The 15,024-nt window shown below is 37.6% G+C and carries 10 protein-coding genes and 1 other RNA gene; all 11 read left to right on the forward strand.

What is annotated here, in order from left to right; genetic code table 11:
* The first annotated feature begins 292 nt into the window (after positions 1-292).
* The 11 genes from ACFINX_RS03440 to murD all read left to right on the forward strand — a co-directional run bounded on the left by ACFINX_RS03440 (position 293) and on the right by murD (position 14,918).
* A complete protein-coding gene (locus ACFINX_RS03440) occupies positions 293-1,231 on the forward strand; it encodes an ArsR/SmtB family transcription factor (protein WP_375636810.1) in 939 nt (312 codons plus the stop codon).
* A 2,170-nt stretch (positions 1,232-3,401) separates the two neighbouring features.
* Positions 3,402-3,779 carry a hypothetical protein gene (locus tag ACFINX_RS03445; RefSeq protein WP_375611985.1) on the forward strand — a complete coding sequence of 126 codons (378 nt, stop codon included), beginning with the start codon at positions 3,402-3,404 and terminating at the stop codon, positions 3,777-3,779.
* 1,364 nt (positions 3,780-5,143) lie between these two features.
* A complete protein-coding gene (locus ACFINX_RS03450; RefSeq protein WP_375613362.1) occupies positions 5,144-5,653 on the forward strand; it encodes a lytic transglycosylase domain-containing protein in 510 nt (169 codons plus the stop codon).
* Positions 5,654-5,736: 83 nt separating this feature from the next.
* Positions 5,737-6,127, forward strand: an RNA gene (gene rnpB, locus ACFINX_RS03455) — RNase P RNA component class A.
* 264 nt (positions 6,128-6,391) lie between these two features.
* On the forward strand, positions 6,392-7,390 hold the full coding sequence (gene rsmH / locus ACFINX_RS03460; RefSeq protein ID WP_375613363.1) for a 16S rRNA (cytosine(1402)-N(4))-methyltransferase RsmH: 999 nt from the start codon (positions 6,392-6,394) through the stop codon (positions 7,388-7,390).
* The gene (locus ACFINX_RS03465) at positions 7,387-7,791 is read left to right on the forward strand and encodes a hypothetical protein (RefSeq protein ID WP_375611988.1); all 405 of its coding nucleotides are present in this window, start codon (positions 7,387-7,389) and stop codon (positions 7,789-7,791) included. Before rsmH ends, ACFINX_RS03465 begins: the two co-directional genes overlap by 4 nt.
* On the forward strand, positions 7,791-9,533 hold the full coding sequence (locus tag ACFINX_RS03470) for a peptidoglycan D,D-transpeptidase FtsI family protein (RefSeq protein WP_375613364.1): 1,743 nt from the start codon (positions 7,791-7,793) through the stop codon (positions 9,531-9,533). The genes ACFINX_RS03465 and ACFINX_RS03470 overlap by 1 nt, the downstream gene beginning before the upstream one ends.
* A 23-nt stretch (positions 9,534-9,556) precedes the next feature.
* Positions 9,557-11,008, forward strand: coding sequence for a UDP-N-acetylmuramoyl-L-alanyl-D-glutamate--2,6-diaminopimelate ligase (locus tag ACFINX_RS03475; RefSeq protein WP_375611990.1), 1,452 nt, complete (start codon positions 9,557-9,559; stop codon positions 11,006-11,008).
* A complete protein-coding gene (gene murF, locus ACFINX_RS03480; RefSeq protein ID WP_375668336.1) occupies positions 11,005-12,426 on the forward strand; it encodes a UDP-N-acetylmuramoyl-tripeptide--D-alanyl-D-alanine ligase in 1,422 nt (473 codons plus the stop codon). Before ACFINX_RS03475 ends, murF begins: the two co-directional genes overlap by 4 nt.
* A 22-nt stretch (positions 12,427-12,448) precedes the next feature.
* Positions 12,449-13,519, forward strand: a complete 1,071-nt coding sequence (mraY, locus tag ACFINX_RS03485) for a phospho-N-acetylmuramoyl-pentapeptide-transferase (protein WP_375611992.1) — start codon at positions 12,449-12,451, stop codon at positions 13,517-13,519.
* Between the two features lie 4 nt (positions 13,520-13,523).
* Complete coding sequence (murD, locus tag ACFINX_RS03490) at positions 13,524-14,918, forward strand: UDP-N-acetylmuramoyl-L-alanine--D-glutamate ligase (protein WP_375613367.1); 1,395 nt, start codon at positions 13,524-13,526, stop codon at positions 14,916-14,918.
* Positions 14,919-15,024 lie beyond the last annotated feature (106 nt).

The raw sequence follows: 15,024 nt of genomic DNA on the forward strand, positions 1-15,024 counted from the left end.
TTTATGAGCTGTAAGAGAATGATTTGGATTGATTTATCATGAATAGATTTGAAATGAGAAAAATCTACGGTATTCCGGTTTTTTATTCAAGTTAAAAATGAATTATTATTATAAATCAATGTATTCTCATTATAACGAGAAGCAGGGAGATAAGATCTGTTCGTTTTTTACATTAGCCTATTTTTTTCATAGTATGATAAAATAGAGAGAACAAAATAGATGAGAATATGCGTTGTATGCTTGACTTTTTTTCCTATAAACAAATGTTTATAGGAATGTTTAGGGGATAATTATGAAAAAAAGTGCAAGTTTAGATGCAATGATTGTGCTGCTGAAAGCGGTCGCAGAAGTAAGCCATTTACGTGTTCTTAGGCTCTTACATCATGAAGATTTAACAATTCCTGATTTTATTTTTATTCTTGATCAGTCGCAAGCGTGTATATCACGATATTTACGTTTATTGTACGAAGCACGATTGATTGAGCGTTATCAGAAGGGGGATAGCCTTTATTTTAAGCTTTGTCATGATTTTTGGGGTAAAGACATTGTGATAGGTATTCTTTCGGCTTTGCCAAAGGATGATGTGTTGTTAGCGCATGATTTAGAACGTTTGAAGGATGTTAAAAAGCAGCGTCAAAAAACGAGGAAGAAGCATTTCTTACAAAATGCGTTGCAACGGGATGTATTACGGTCATCCTATATGGCAGATCATGGTGTAGAAAACTCGTTACTTGAAATCATTGGCGATAAACCATTTCAGACGATGTTGAATATTGGAAGAGGTGGAGACTCTATCTTAAAATTGTTTTCTAATCTTTATACGCATGCGGTTCAAGTTGTGCTTGATAGCAATGTTTTTCACTTGTCTGTTGGAGATACAACTTTTGATTTAGTTATTCTTCATTGGGTTTTACATTTTCTTGAAAATCCTGAAATATTCCTTCATGAGATATCAAGTGTTTTGCGTCCTCATGGCCGTTTATTGATTGTGGATTTTGGTTATCATGAAATTGAGTCTTCATATTCTGATCAAGTGCATATGCGTTTTGGATTTTCGGCTTTACAAATAGAACAATGGCTTAAAAATGCGGGACTTGTTCTAGAACAAACGGTTTGTCTTACTCCTATACAAAATGAAAACAGTGAGGAGGGGAGTGCTACGCTTTGGCTTGCTCGTGATCCGCGTTTATTAGTTGACGATATCAAAGATAAACAAGTAGATTTTGCATAAATCGCGTTTGTTAACGTACTTTATACTCTGATTTTTCTCAAGAATAGCGTAGAGATAAAACTTTATTCAATCATTGATAAGCTATTGTTTTTTACATTTGTATTATGTTTTTATATGGGAGTATTGGTGTTTTATAGCGGCGTGTAGGCTGTATAATGAAGCACCTTCTATAGAGTTAAGCCTATGAGGATCATTATTTAAGGTGTTCTTGATATCATATTTATGTTATTAGCCAATATATTGATTTTAAAAGATCATTGATTTTTTTAGACTCAATAAGAGGTTTAAATACAGGAATGTTGTTTCATTTCAAATTTCCTGTTTCAGAATCCGAAAGAGTCTGTTTGTCTGCTACAAAAGAAGGTATTTATCTTAATGATACCGTTTGTAAAAGAAAATACATCTTTCATACATTTTCTAAATGTGGGAGCGGCTGCAATATGATATAATGCCGCACAATATAATCATAGTGAAGGCTCATACCTTCATAAATGTCAAAGATGGTGGTGCCCAATAGATCTTAAAATATCTCTTTAAAACAGGTTTTTAGATAAGGAGTACGTTGGAACTTTTAGTGAGGGGTGCAAAAAGATGCTCTAAAAAGACGAAAAAGTAAAAGGGTAAGACAATGCATTATATTCATAAAAATAAGATCGGCGATGATCTACGGATAGTCTGTGGCTGAAAGTAGGAAAGAAAAGTGTGATATTACACTAAAGTTTCGTATCTCTTTATCATGAGAAGTTATGAAGGTTATTAAATAAGTCCATTGTTTTTGCCAAAAGTATTTTCTTTCTTTTTATGTTTGCCGCTCATCTTATGACGCAGTCCGTTGGTATAGCGTAAAATTGATAGGGCACCATCGTCTTTAGTTTAAGTAAAAGTTGTAAGCCGGCATCATCGTTTTATGTTTTTTATCCATATGCTTCTTCTTGTTTGTGATGTGCGGTAGTATGGCTATTCATTAATTCAATAGACGAAGATTTAAAATAAGGGAACCTTACGTTCTTGAGATCTCTCATGTAAATTGTAAAATGATGAGTTATGATTGTAAATCAATGAATTGTTTACGTTAGAAGAACAGAATATAAAAATTTTTGAGCATAGAAACTACTGTGTGTATTATTTTACGGGATCATTTAAATGATAGAGATTAAGAGAAAATGTCTGTATTGATTTCGGTTTGTTATGTTAAAATGCGTTAGAGACTGTTGGTTATTGTAAAATGGTTTATCGTTATTTGGAATGACGATGGGGCGTGATTCGAAACAAATACCTTCAGAGCTCTCATTTTTTCATAAGATTAAGCTGTTTAAGTTCCTCATTGATTGTTACATGAGGGATGTAACAATATTTTAATGATCATTTACAGAAATTTTTTATAAAGATAGATAAGATTTTATTTTCTCTAATTTATTGTTTTATTTAAATAATTCATAGCTTTCTTGCAAGAAGATGTTTTCCATTTTTTACGGTTATTTGTGTAAGATTTTAAAAATCTACGTTTTTCTTTTTGTGGTGATTGCTGTTGGAAAAGTGATTCTACTTTTACGTAGTTTGATTTTTATAGGGTGGATACGTAGAAATTACTGTTTTTTAATATGATCATCAGAGTTATGAAAGAAACTATTTAAAAGTTATAATGATCGTAGATTCTAATTGATGCTTCTTGAAATAAAATTGCTTCAAATTGGGTCATTTTGAACTTTTTTTGCCTAAATTTAAACATTTTTAAATAATTTATAATTCTTTTATGTTTTTTTGCGTAGAAGATGATAAGAATTTCTTGTTGTTTAAAGAATTTTATTCCATAGCAAGAATATTGCATCGGCTATCTTAGTGGTTGATGTAAGAGGACAATCGGGGAACCTCCTCCCCCCCCCCCGCGTGGATCCCCTAGATTGTCTGGCCTGACTGAGGATTTCCTCAGTCAGGCTTTTTGTAATTATTTTAGGAAATGTAAGGTGTTATTAGGGGGGAGGTGTAAAATTTGTTATTGTTTCGCCTATAGTACCTAAATACATAGAGGGGCGAGTCTTATTGGGCGGATAGTGTTAGCGTATTCATTTTTAATAATTTGATTTTTCTTTATTGAGGCATTGTTGAATGCTATAAGGGGAATCATAAAAGGAATCTATGTTTGTATTCTGTGGTCTTTAGGTAAGAGATAATGGGATCTTTTTCGCATCGTATTATTTTTATTTTATTCGTATTTTTTATTTTTGGCGCTGTCTTTTTTGCTTCTCGAAGTGGTGTTGTTTATCAGTTTTTTCCCGGTCGCTCTTCTTTTTCTTCTCAGCAGCTTGATGTAACAGAGGAGGAGTTATTAGAGAGATTATCCGTATCTTTTCCAGATATTATCAAGCATCTTTCTAAAATGACCCCTCAACAGCAAGAGTTGTTTATTGCGCAGCTGCGTCGTGATGTAATTGCGCTTGCTTCTAAAAGTGGTCAGAGTCGTGAGCAGGCTCAAAAATCTGGTGAAACTGTTGCTATGGCTCTCTCGAAAGCGATTTCTCGTCCTTCCGTTGCTAATGCTTATTTTTAGCTATTTTTTTAATCGCGCTTTTGGGGTTTATTTTAAGGAGAAAGAGCTTCTCTTGAAATTTTGAAAAGTGCGAGGAGATGATCAATTTGTAAGGTATTAACAAAATTTATCTCTCAAAAGGTAAGCAATTGGAGTATAAGGGTAATGTTGCAATCATTACAGGAGTGATAGAAAGTCTATCAAGGGTATTGGTCCAAGTTAATTGCATTATCAATCGCTACAATGACAAAAGCAGTATTGACTATAATAAAACACGTTAACTGCATTTTATATGCCGGTTATTTTTTTATTTGATATGAGAAAATAAAATTTTTTAAAGGATTTAAGCTTTTTTTGTTCTACAGATTTTAGGATATTTATCCACTTGTATGATTTCTGAAAATGAGGTGCAAGACTGATAAGATGATAGTCTGTGACAAAGAAAAAATATTTGAATGAAGATGAGAGGTCTATTTTTATTTAAAAAGGCTTTGGGGGTATTGAGTTTTCTAACATTTTTCAAAAAAAATAGACACAAGTAATTGTTAAGCTTTGTTGTAGGGATAAAAACGGATATAACTTTTTTAGTATATTGTTTTATAATGATAATTTATCATTTTATATTGAATGAGAATCTTAAGAATTGTAAAATCCTCTCATTTTAAATTTATCCATGGTGAAAAAATTAAAATCAGTTTCTTGTATACCACAAGTAGAGGCTTGTGTGGATAAAAACTCTTTATAAAAAGGAATTAAAAAGCTTCTTTGAGACATCTTGAGAGCTAAAAGTCTGTTCCAATATTTTGAATTGGTAAAGAGTATGATGGTTTTAGTATATTTATGAATTTTTTATGCGCAATGATGGGGGGATTTGTTTTGTGATTTTTTGAGGTTTTATCGGACATAAAGAGTGCAGTGGGTGTTTATTAATCAGAGAGAAGCGTTGATAACGATTTATATTTTTTGTGAACCTTTTTTGATATCGAGCATCTTCGGTAAAAAGATGCTCTTGTCTCTCTTTCTTTGAGGGATTGATCTCAATAAAAAAATTAATAATCTTATGTAAAAAATATTACATCTAGTTCAGATGCTATTTTTTTAATATAAAAATTGATTGATACAACAGAGATAGCCGCAAGTTATAGATTATATCATTTTATTTGATACGCTATAAGATTAATTATAGTCTTTTTATTTTTTTATTTTATGATATAGAGAAATCTGAGACTTGTGCATAAAGATATATTCTTTTATTTCATAATTTTAGCTTGAAATTGTCTTACTATTTCCTTTTTAAAGACGTTCTTTTGCTTTCTTTTTTGTATAATACATTTGCAAATTACTTGCGGCTAGAATTTGAGAATGTTTGAGTGAAGAGAAAGAAAATGCAATTTTTGAAAATCTTGTTAAATACAGCATGTGCTGTATTTTTTGTATTTGATATAAGTTGGACTCATAGTGTCTTAAATGTTGCGGAATCAGGAGAAACCTCAGTGATTGTTGCTTCTAAGATTTCTGCTCGTCCTTATGAGTTTCTTATTCAGAAACTTGCGAATAAATATAATGTTCCCGTTAATTTAGCACATGCTGTTGTAAAAGTTGAAAGTAATTATAAGGCAGGTATAAAGGGGGCTGCTGGCGAAATAGGTTTGATGCAAATTAAACCCTCTACGGCACGAGGGTTGGGCTTTAGTGGTTCTGTACAGGATTTGTACGATCCTGCGACCAATCTTGAATATGGTATGCGTTATTTGGCAAGGGCCTATAAACTCAGTGGTGGAAGTACGTGTGGTACAATCCTTAAATATAACGCAGGTCATGCTGCAAAAAAAATGAATTCCATTTCAGCGAAATATTGCGCAAAAGTAAAGACTTATCTGGCTTCATTAAAATAAAAACATCTGTTGAGAGAGGTTTGTCATAAAATATTTTAAGATGCTATTTTCACGGAGCAGAAAATGTTTTATAAATCAGTATGTCAGTCGGCTGGGCAGCCGCGCTTGTCTGATACTGAAATACGGCAGGTGAGGAAAGTCCGGGCTCCATGGAAAGACGGTGCCGGGTAACACCCGGCAGGGGTGACCCTAGGGAAAGTGCCACAGAAAGTAAACCGCCTATTTTTATAGGTAAGGGTGAAAGGGTGGAGTAAGAGCCCACCGCGCATTCAGTAATGAATGTGGCAAGGTAAACCCCACCGGGAGCAAGACCAAATAGAAATGACGTGCAAAATTTAATTTGCAGCCGATTTCCGGGCGAGTCATTCGGGTAGGTTGCACGAGGCGGATGGTAACATCCGTCCCAGATGAATGGTTGCCATGTAAAGTGTAAGCTTTACTCTACAGAACCCGGCTTATAGGCCGACTGATATTTCATGATGATAGGCGATATTTTATAAGATCAATTATATATGGTCTTTTATGGAGTCTATGTGTTTGAAATGGACACTTGAGCAAAGGGTGTTTAAAAAAATTATAACATTTCTTTAAGTATAATGCGTTAGGATCTGTTTTGGGATAACTTTAGTTTTTTCGTTCATTGTGATTAATGTGAAAGTTGAAGGTCAGGTTATTCTAAGATCAGTTGCCATGAGAGAGCTGTTGATTTAAGACAGCATAACTTCAAGACGGATTATTTTGATAAAGCAGGATCAAAGAGCTGAACGCCATATTCCAGTGTTGTTACAGCCAGTTTTGGCTGGGCTTATGCCATTGGTTGGAGCAAAAGTAATTGATGGTACCTTTGGTGCTGGTGGGTATACGCGCGCTTTATTAAAGGCAGGAGCACAGGTGATTGCTCTTGATCGTGATCCTCATGCTATCAGCGCGGGACAATCGCTTGTTGATGAATTTTTTCCACGCCTTCGTTTGGTCCATATGGCGTTTTCACAGCTCGATCGTGTCGTTGAAGAGAAGGTGGATGCAGTTATTTTGGATATTGGTGTCTCTTCAATGCAGCTTGATGAAGCAGAAAGAGGTTTTTCTTTTCAAAAAGATGGTCCATTGGATATGCGAATGGCTCAGACTGGTTTTACAGCCAGCGATGTTGTCAATCATTTAAAAGCAAGGGATTTGGCACGTATTTTTAAGATATTAGGGGAAGAGCGTTATGCGGGGCGAATTGCACGGATGATTGAAAAGCGTCGTGTTGTGCAGCCTTTTTTGCGTACAGGTGATTTGGCGTATGCTATCGAAACGTTGATAGGACGTAAGCCGGGAGATCGTATTCATCCGGCAACACGTGTATTTCAGGCTCTTCGTATCTATGTTAATGATGAAATTGGTGAATTGGCATGTGGTTTATTTGCTGCTGAACGCGTTTTAAAAGCTGGAGGCCGTTTGGGGGTTGTCAGTTTTCATTCTCTTGAAGATCGTATGGTCAAAAGATTTTTTTCGGCTCGTTCTGGAGAATGTATGAGATCACGCTATCTGCCAGAAATAAAGGCTGCTCCAGCAACATTTTTTCCTTTGTTTCGAGGTGGGATCACGGCAACTAAAGAGGAGTTACAGAAAAATCCTCGTTCACGTTCTGCGAGGTTGCGTATTGGTGTACGGACTGAAGCAGAGGCTCTTGCAGCAGATATGAAATTATTTGGTTTAGCAGAGATTGCCAGTTTTGAAGGCAGCAAAAAATGACAGTTTTTCGTACATTTGATATGATTTTAGTGTTGATTATGATTTGTATGGCAGGACTTACTTATAAGGTAAAATATGATGTTCAAAAGCGAATGAACGAAGTTCTTCATCTTGAGCATGAAATTGCTGCAGCAAAAAATACGGTAAGTTTGCTTCATGCTGAGTGGGCTGTGATGATAAGGCCTTCACGCATGCAAAAACTTGCGAAACGTTATCAGAAAGAACTTGGGTTAGAGGTTATACAGCCGCGTCAAATCGTGGAGTTTAAAGACATTCCGGTACGGGTACATGATCAAATTGAAGAAGTGATTAAACAAAATATCTTGGAAGATAATCAAGATATTTTGACAAATAATCGGGCTTCTCAGATCAATAGTGTTGTCCAAAAAGGCGCGCAGTAATGAAATCGACTTTTTTATTCTCACAGAAGAAAAAGCGCTTAAAGAATTCGTTGAATAATCATAATGTTTCTGTTCGTCGTCCCTATTCTAGTCGTCCACGTTTGCTTTTTTCGTTGTTCTGCTTTTTAATTTTATATGGCATCATGGGGGCTTGCCTTATTTCTTATGGGTTGGAAGGTGGACAGATTGAAGAAGCAAAAGGGCCTGGAGTTCTTCAATTGATGGCACGTCCTGATATCGTTGATCGTAATGGTCGTTTATTGGCAACAGATATTAAAACTTATTCACTTTTTGCTGAGCCACGACGTATTATTGATGTGGATGAAACAATTGAATTGCTCTCAACAGTTTTGCCTGATCTTAATTGGCAGGAAACCTATAAGCGCTTAAAAAGAAAATCTAGTTTTTCTTGGATACAGCGGGGGTTAACACCAATGCAGAAGACGCAAATTATGGCTCTTGGTATACCAGGAATTGGTTTTCGGACTGAAATTCGTCGTTTTTATCCTGATGGACCTGTAACTTCCCATATTCTCGGTATGGTGAATGTTGATAATCAGGGCATTGCAGGTATGGAAAAATATATTGATGATGCGGGGTTGAGTGCTTTGCGTGCCGCTGGTCTTGCCATGGAAGAATCGTTAAAACAAGTTCAGCTTTCGATTGATGTGCGTGTTCAGGCAATTGTTCATGATGAACTTATTCAGGCTATGAAGCGTTATAAGGCAATTGCTGCAGGAGCTGTTATTTTAAATATACATACGGGGGAAGTTTTGGCTTTGGCATCACTACCAGATTTTGATCCTGGAAATCCTATCGAAGCTTTAAAAAGTGATCGTCTCAATCGGATGACGGCAGGAGCTTTTGAAATGGGATCAATTATTAAAAGTTTTACGACCGCCATGGCACTTGATTCCAATATTTTTCATTTAAACAGTATTATTGATGCTTCAAAGCCAATAAAAGCAAGTAGTGGGTATACTATTCATGATTTTCATGGAAAAAATCGACCCTTAACGTTATGGGAGGTTTTTATTTATTCTTCTAATATTGGTTCTGCTAAAGAGGCATTGGCGATAGGGATTGATAAACATCGTGGTTTTTTACAAAAACTTGGATTACTGGATCGTCTCACAACAGAGTTGCCTGAAGTTGCCCACCCTATTGTGCCACATCATTGGAAGGATATACATTCTATGACGATTTCTTTTGGGCATGGTATGGCAACAACACCCTTGCAAACAGCTGTCGGGGCTGCTGCTTTAATGAATGGTGGTTGGTTAATTGCTCCGACATTTTTAAAACGCACAAAAGAACAAACTCTGCACCATGCAAAACGGGTTTTGCAGGCTAAAACAAGTCAAAATATGCGTTACCTTTATCAATTAAATAGTGATATTGGTTCTGGACGTAATGCAAAAGTAGAAGGCTATCGTGTAGGTGGTAAGACAGGAACAGCTGAAAAAGTTGAAAATGGAAAATATTCTAAAACAAAAAATTTCAATAGTTTTCTTGCTGCTTTTCCTATTGAAGATCCTGCTTATGTTGTTTTAACAATTATCGATGAACCAAAGCCAGAGGAGGGACAGCGTTCAGCAACAGCGGGAATGAATGCTGGACCAATGCTTGCTAATATTGTTCGTCGCACAGCTAGTTTTCTTGGTGTAAAACCCGATTTTAAAAAAGAATATGAGCCTCTTTTAAGTAAAAAGAGCAATTCAAGTTTCGTTAAACAACGGTAAAATGAATATAAAGGTGCGTTATCATGTTGTTGGGAACAGTTTTTACAGAATGTGTTGAAGATGAAAGTCTTTCTTCAATAGAAATAACAGGAATCAGTGTGGATTCTCGGCAAGTTTTGCCAGGCTATGTTTTTGTCGCTGTTCAAGGAAAAAAAAGTGATGGAAGGCACTATATAGATGATGCGATAAAGCGTGGCGCACGAGCAATCGTTACAGATTATCATGCTGTTCTTGAGGATTTATCTGTTCCCATTTTACGTGTTTCTAATGTTCGTCATAGTTTAGCGTTGGCAGCTGCACGTTTTTACGGTTCTCAGCCTGAAACGGTCGTTGCTGTGACTGGTACAAGTGGTAAAACATCTGTTGTCTCTTTTCTTCGGCAAATTTGGACTTATGCTGGATTTTGTGCTGCGAGTATAGGAACGGTTGGTGTTGTTTCTCCTAAACGGAATGTTTATGGTTCTCTCACAACACCTGATCCGGTCGTCTTGCACCGTCTTCTTTATGAAATTTCTCATGAAGGTGTGACTCATGCAGCTCTTGAAGCTTCTTCGCATGGGCTTGACCAAGGACGACTTGATGGAGTCCGTTTAACGGCTGGTGCCTTTACCAATTTAGGGCGAGATCACATGGATTATCACACGGGGGTAGAGGATTATTTGCGGGCTAAAATGAGGTTGTTTGATACACTTTTGCCTGTATCTGCTCCTGCTTTGATTTTTGCTGATGATGTTTATTCACAAAAGGTTATTGATGTTGTTACACAAGCGCGCCGCCGTGTCTTGACAATTGGTCGTAAGGGGCAATTTATCACGATTAATCGTGTCGAACATCAACGCTCAAAACAGTGTATTGAGTGTCGTGTGGAAAACAATATTTATACATTTGATTTGCCTTTAGCTGGAGATTTTCAGGTCGCCAATGCGCTTATGGCAGCGGGGTTAGCAATTGCAACGGGCGTTTCACCTCGTAAGGTTTTTTCTGCGCTTGAAACTTTGCAGGGAGCACCTGGGCGGTTAGAGTTTGTGGGAAAGACAGAAAATAATGCGCTTGTTTACATTGATTATGCCCATAAACCAGAAGCTTTGGAGCAGGTTTTGCTTTCTGTTCGTCCCTTTACGCAAGGGCGCTTGATCGTTGTTTTTGGTTGTGGAGGAGATCGTGATCAAGGGAAAAGACCTTTGATGGGAAAAATTGCGGCGGATAAAGCGGACATTGTTATTGTAACGGATGATAATCCTCGCACAGAAATGCCAGAAAAAATACGCAAGGATATTTTACAGGCGGTGCCAACAGCAATAGAGATAGCAGATCGTGGAGAGGCTATTTCTTACGCGGTGGAGCTTTTGAAAGTTGGTGATACATTAATCATTGCTGGAAAAGGTCATGAGGATGGCCAAATTATAGGGCAGACAACTTATCCTTTTTCAGATCGTCTGAAAGCGATAGAAGCTTTAGAGGACCGAAAAAAATGACAGCTTTATGGGATAAGCAAGCACTTGTTGCTGCAGTTAATGGTGTTGTAATGGGAAGCCTGCCAGAAACTTTTTCTGGGGTTTCCATTGATAGCCGTACTCTTGCGGAAGGGGATGTTTTTTTCTGCATTAAAGGGCATCATCTTGATGGTCATGATTTTGCTGCGCAAGCTTATGAACGAGGTGCAGGCGTTCTTATCGTTGCGGAACACCGTTTGAGGGATATGAAAAAGATATCGGCTCCACTCATTGTCGTTCCTGATGTTTTGAAAGCCTTAGAACAACTTGCACAAGCTGCACGCAAACGTTCAAGAGCTAAGATTATCGCGATAACAGGATCGGTGGGAAAAACAACGACAAAAGAAGCTTTGAAACAAGCACTTGCAACGGCTGGGAATGTTCATGCGAATCTCGCTTCTTTAAACAATTGCTGGGGGGTTCCACTCACTTTAGCGCGGATGCCTGTGGAGAGTGATTATGGTATCTTTGAAATTGGCATGAATCACAGAGATGAAATTCGCCCTCTGGTCAAACTGGTTTGTCCGCATGTTGCTCTCATTACGCATATTTGTGCAGGACATATGGGTTTTTTCAAGGATCTTGAAGAAATAGCAAAGGCAAAAGCTGAAATTTTTGAAGGATTGGATGAGGAAGGCATTGCCATTTTAAATGCGGATAGTGATTTTTTTTCTTATCTCGTTCAAAAAGCAAAGAAATGCGGTGTAAAAAAGATCTTAAGCTTTGGTGAGACTAAAGATGCTGATTATCAAGCGCATGATATACGTCTTCTAACCGATAGTTCTTCTATGATTGTGCGTATGGGGGGGCGGGATAGGGAGGTCCAAATTGGTGCTCCTGGGCGCCATATTGTGCAAAATAGTTTAGGGGTTATTGCTGCTTGTGATGCTATGGGGGTTGAGCTAGAGCCTGTTTTTCTTTCTTTTCGCCATTTTTCTTCTCAAAAGGGGCGAGGTGTTCGTTATCGACTGTCTTTATCAAATGGGGGTGAATTTTATCTCATTGATGAAAGCTATAATGCAAATCCTGCTTCTATGCGTGCTGCACTTGAGCTTCTTGCTACAGGGCCTGTAGGGAAAGGGGGGCGGCGAATTGCTATTTTAGGAGATATGCTAGAGTTAGGGGAGTATAGTGAAAAGCTTCATCGTGATTTAATAAAACCAATACGTCTTTCTGGTGCTAATCCGGTTTTTCTATTTGGTGAGGCGATGAAATCTTTAGTCAGTGATTTGTCTGCTGGTGTTAAGGTTCATTATGCTGAAAATATTGAGAAAATTTTATCGCTTCTTTTAGCAGAAATTTCTTCTGGGGATCTGCTTATGGTTAAATCATCCAATAGCCTTTGTTCATCAAATATTGTGACTGCATTGCTTGATCGCTATAAAGCGGTTTCTTCATAGTTTTAAGAGGTTTTTTTATTCCATGATGCTATTTTTTTCTTCGTTTAGTGATTGGCTTCCAGGTGTGAATGTATTTCGTTATATTACTTTTCGCACGATAGCGGCTATGCTTACTTCGGGGCTTATCGTCTTTTTGTTTGGACCTAGCATCATTGCTTCTCTTAAATTGCGGCAGGGTAAGGGGCAACCGATTCGTGCTGATGGTCCTCAAACACATTTTAAAAAGGCTGGAACACCTACAATGGGTGGATTGATGATTTTAATCGGCATTGTGGTATCGGCATTTTTATGGGGTAATTTATCGAATATTTATTTTTGGGTATCGCTATTGGTTATGCTTTCTTTTGGGGGAATTGGATTTTATGACGATTATCTTAAGGTCACAAAACAAACAGACAAAGGATTTTCTGGGAAAGCACGATTAAGCTTGGAGTTTTTTGTTGCGGCAATTGCGGCTTTTGCCATCTTGAAAATTGGCTCATCTGGATTAGCTTTGCCTTTTTTAAAAGATTATCTTATCAATTTGGGCTGGTTTTTTATTCCTTTTTCTGCTTTCGTCATTGTTGCGACGGGTAATGCGGTTAATTTAACGGATGGACTCGATGGGCTTGCTATTGTTCCTGTGATGGTTGCAGCTTTATCTTTTGCTCTGATTGCTTATCTTTCTGGTAATATGAATTTTGCTGATTATCTCCAAATCCATTATGTATCGGGAACAGGTGAATTGGCTGTTTTATTGGGAGCTGTTGTTGGGGCAGGGCTTGGTTTTTTATGGTTTAATGCACCACCTGCAGCTATTTTTATGGGAGATACTGGTTCATTGGCTCTTGGAGGACTCTTAGGGACTGTTGCGGTTGCTACGAAACACGAAATTGTTTTGGTTCTTATTGGTGGGCTTTTTGTTGTGGAAGCTTTTTCAGTCGTTATTCAGGTTGGTTATTTCAAATTAACAAGAAAACGCGTGTTTCTTATGGCACCGATACATCATCATTTTGAGAAAAAAGGCTGGACTGAAAGCCAAGTCGTGATACGCTTTTGGATTATTTCGATTGTTCTCGCTCTCATAGGTCTTTCAACACTTAAATTGCGGTGAGAATGTGATTTCTGTTACGTGTTATAAAGGTCAAAAAGTTGCTCTGTTTGGATTGGGACAGTCTGGACTAGCAACGGCACAAGCATTGATGTGCGGTGGCGCAGAAGTGGTGGCGTGGGATGATAGTTCTTCAAGCGTGCAAATGGCTTTTCGGCACAATATTCCAACACGAGATCTCCGTTATGAAGATTGGTCAGAATTTGTTGCATTGATTGTAGCTCCTGGAGTTCCTTTAAGTTATCCTCAGCCCCATTGGATTGTTGAAAAAGCACGAAAAAAAAATATAGAAATTATCGGTGATATTGAATTATTTGTTCGTGCGCGCCAGCATTTTTTACAACATTATGGTTTGTGTGACCAAGATGTTCCTTTCATTGCGATTACGGGGACGAATGGCAAGTCAACCACAACGGCTTTACTTGCGCATTTGTTGGAAAAAATGGGCTATGATGTGCAGATGGGGGGAAATATCGGAAAAGCAATATTGACGCTTAAGCCATTTGTTAAAAAACGTATCTATGTGATTGAATGTTCATCATTTCAAATTGATCTTACTCCCTCTCTTCAGCCGACCATTGGACTTTTATTGAATTTAACACCTGATCATATTGATCGACATGGGAGTTTTGCCTGTTATGTGCAAACCAAAAGGCATCTGATTGCTCAGGCTTCTCAGGCTTTCATTTCAGTTGATGATGCAGCTTGTCGGGTTTTATATCAACAGTTACTTCATGATGGGAAGCAAATTGAGGCAATTTCCAAGGATCATTTTGTTGAAAATGGTTTTTATGCAGATGGGACCAAGCTCTTTTCTGTTCGTCAAGGACAGAGTCATATGCTTGCAGATCTTGCTCCTATGGCGGGGTTACGTGGGAGTCATAATGCGCAAAATGCCCTTATGGCATTAGCAACATTGCAGGCTTTAAAAATAACCGATCCTTCTGTGAACAAGCATTTGGCAAGTTATAAAGGGTTGGATCATCGTATGCAGCAGGTGCGTAAAATGGGGGCGGTTTTGTTTATCAATGACAGCAAGGCTACTAATGCAGATGCAACAGCTCCTGCGCTTTCCACCTTTAATGATATTTTTTGGATTGTTGGAGGACAGGCAAAAAAGGGAGGGATAGAGTCTCTTAGAGAATTTTTTCCTAAAATTCGTAAAGCTTATTTGATTGGGAGCGCGGCGGAAGAATTTGCTCGCACTATTGGATCTGCTTTTCCCTTTTCTATGAGCTTAACTTTGAAAAATGCGGTGCGTGAAGCAGCTGTTGACGCAATGGGTTGTAAGGAAAAAGAGGTGACGGTTCTTTTGTCACCTGCTTGTGCAAGTTATGACCAATTTAAAAATTATGAAATGCGAGGCGAAGCATTTGTCTCTTTTGTGATGCAGTTACAATAAAAAAGCATCAGTTATAAAAAAATATTTTTGCGTTAAGACTCCAGAATCTTTTTTTGTGTAATTTAGTTTTTAAAGTGTTTGTTAAACAGGCTGGGGAACCATATTA

Origin of the sequence: Bartonella sp. AP36NXGY, assembly GCF_042195865.1 — a bacterium.
GTDB lineage: Bacteria > Pseudomonadota > Alphaproteobacteria > Rhizobiales > Rhizobiaceae > Bartonella.

Bases quoted from the DNA above. Each gene is read 5' to 3' on its own strand.
- ACFINX_RS03440 (WP_375636810.1), top strand. From the start codon at position 293: ATGAAAAAAAGTGCAAGTTTAGATGCAATGATTGTGCTGCTGAAAGCG.
- ACFINX_RS03445 (WP_375611985.1), top strand. From the start codon at position 3,402: ATGGGATCTTTTTCGCATCGTATTATTTTTATTTTATTCGTATTTTTT.
- ACFINX_RS03450 (WP_375613362.1), top strand. From the start codon at position 5,144: ATGCAATTTTTGAAAATCTTGTTAAATACAGCATGTGCTGTATTTTTT.
- ACFINX_RS03465 (WP_375611988.1), top strand. From the start codon at position 7,387: ATGACAGTTTTTCGTACATTTGATATGATTTTAGTGTTGATTATGATT.
- ACFINX_RS03470 (WP_375613364.1), top strand. From the start codon at position 7,791: ATGAAATCGACTTTTTTATTCTCACAGAAGAAAAAGCGCTTAAAGAAT.
- ACFINX_RS03475 (WP_375611990.1), top strand. From the start codon at position 9,557: ATGTTGTTGGGAACAGTTTTTACAGAATGTGTTGAAGATGAAAGTCTT.
- murF (WP_375668336.1), top strand. From the start codon at position 11,005: ATGACAGCTTTATGGGATAAGCAAGCACTTGTTGCTGCAGTTAATGGT.
- mraY (WP_375611992.1), top strand. From the start codon at position 12,449: ATGATGCTATTTTTTTCTTCGTTTAGTGATTGGCTTCCAGGTGTGAAT.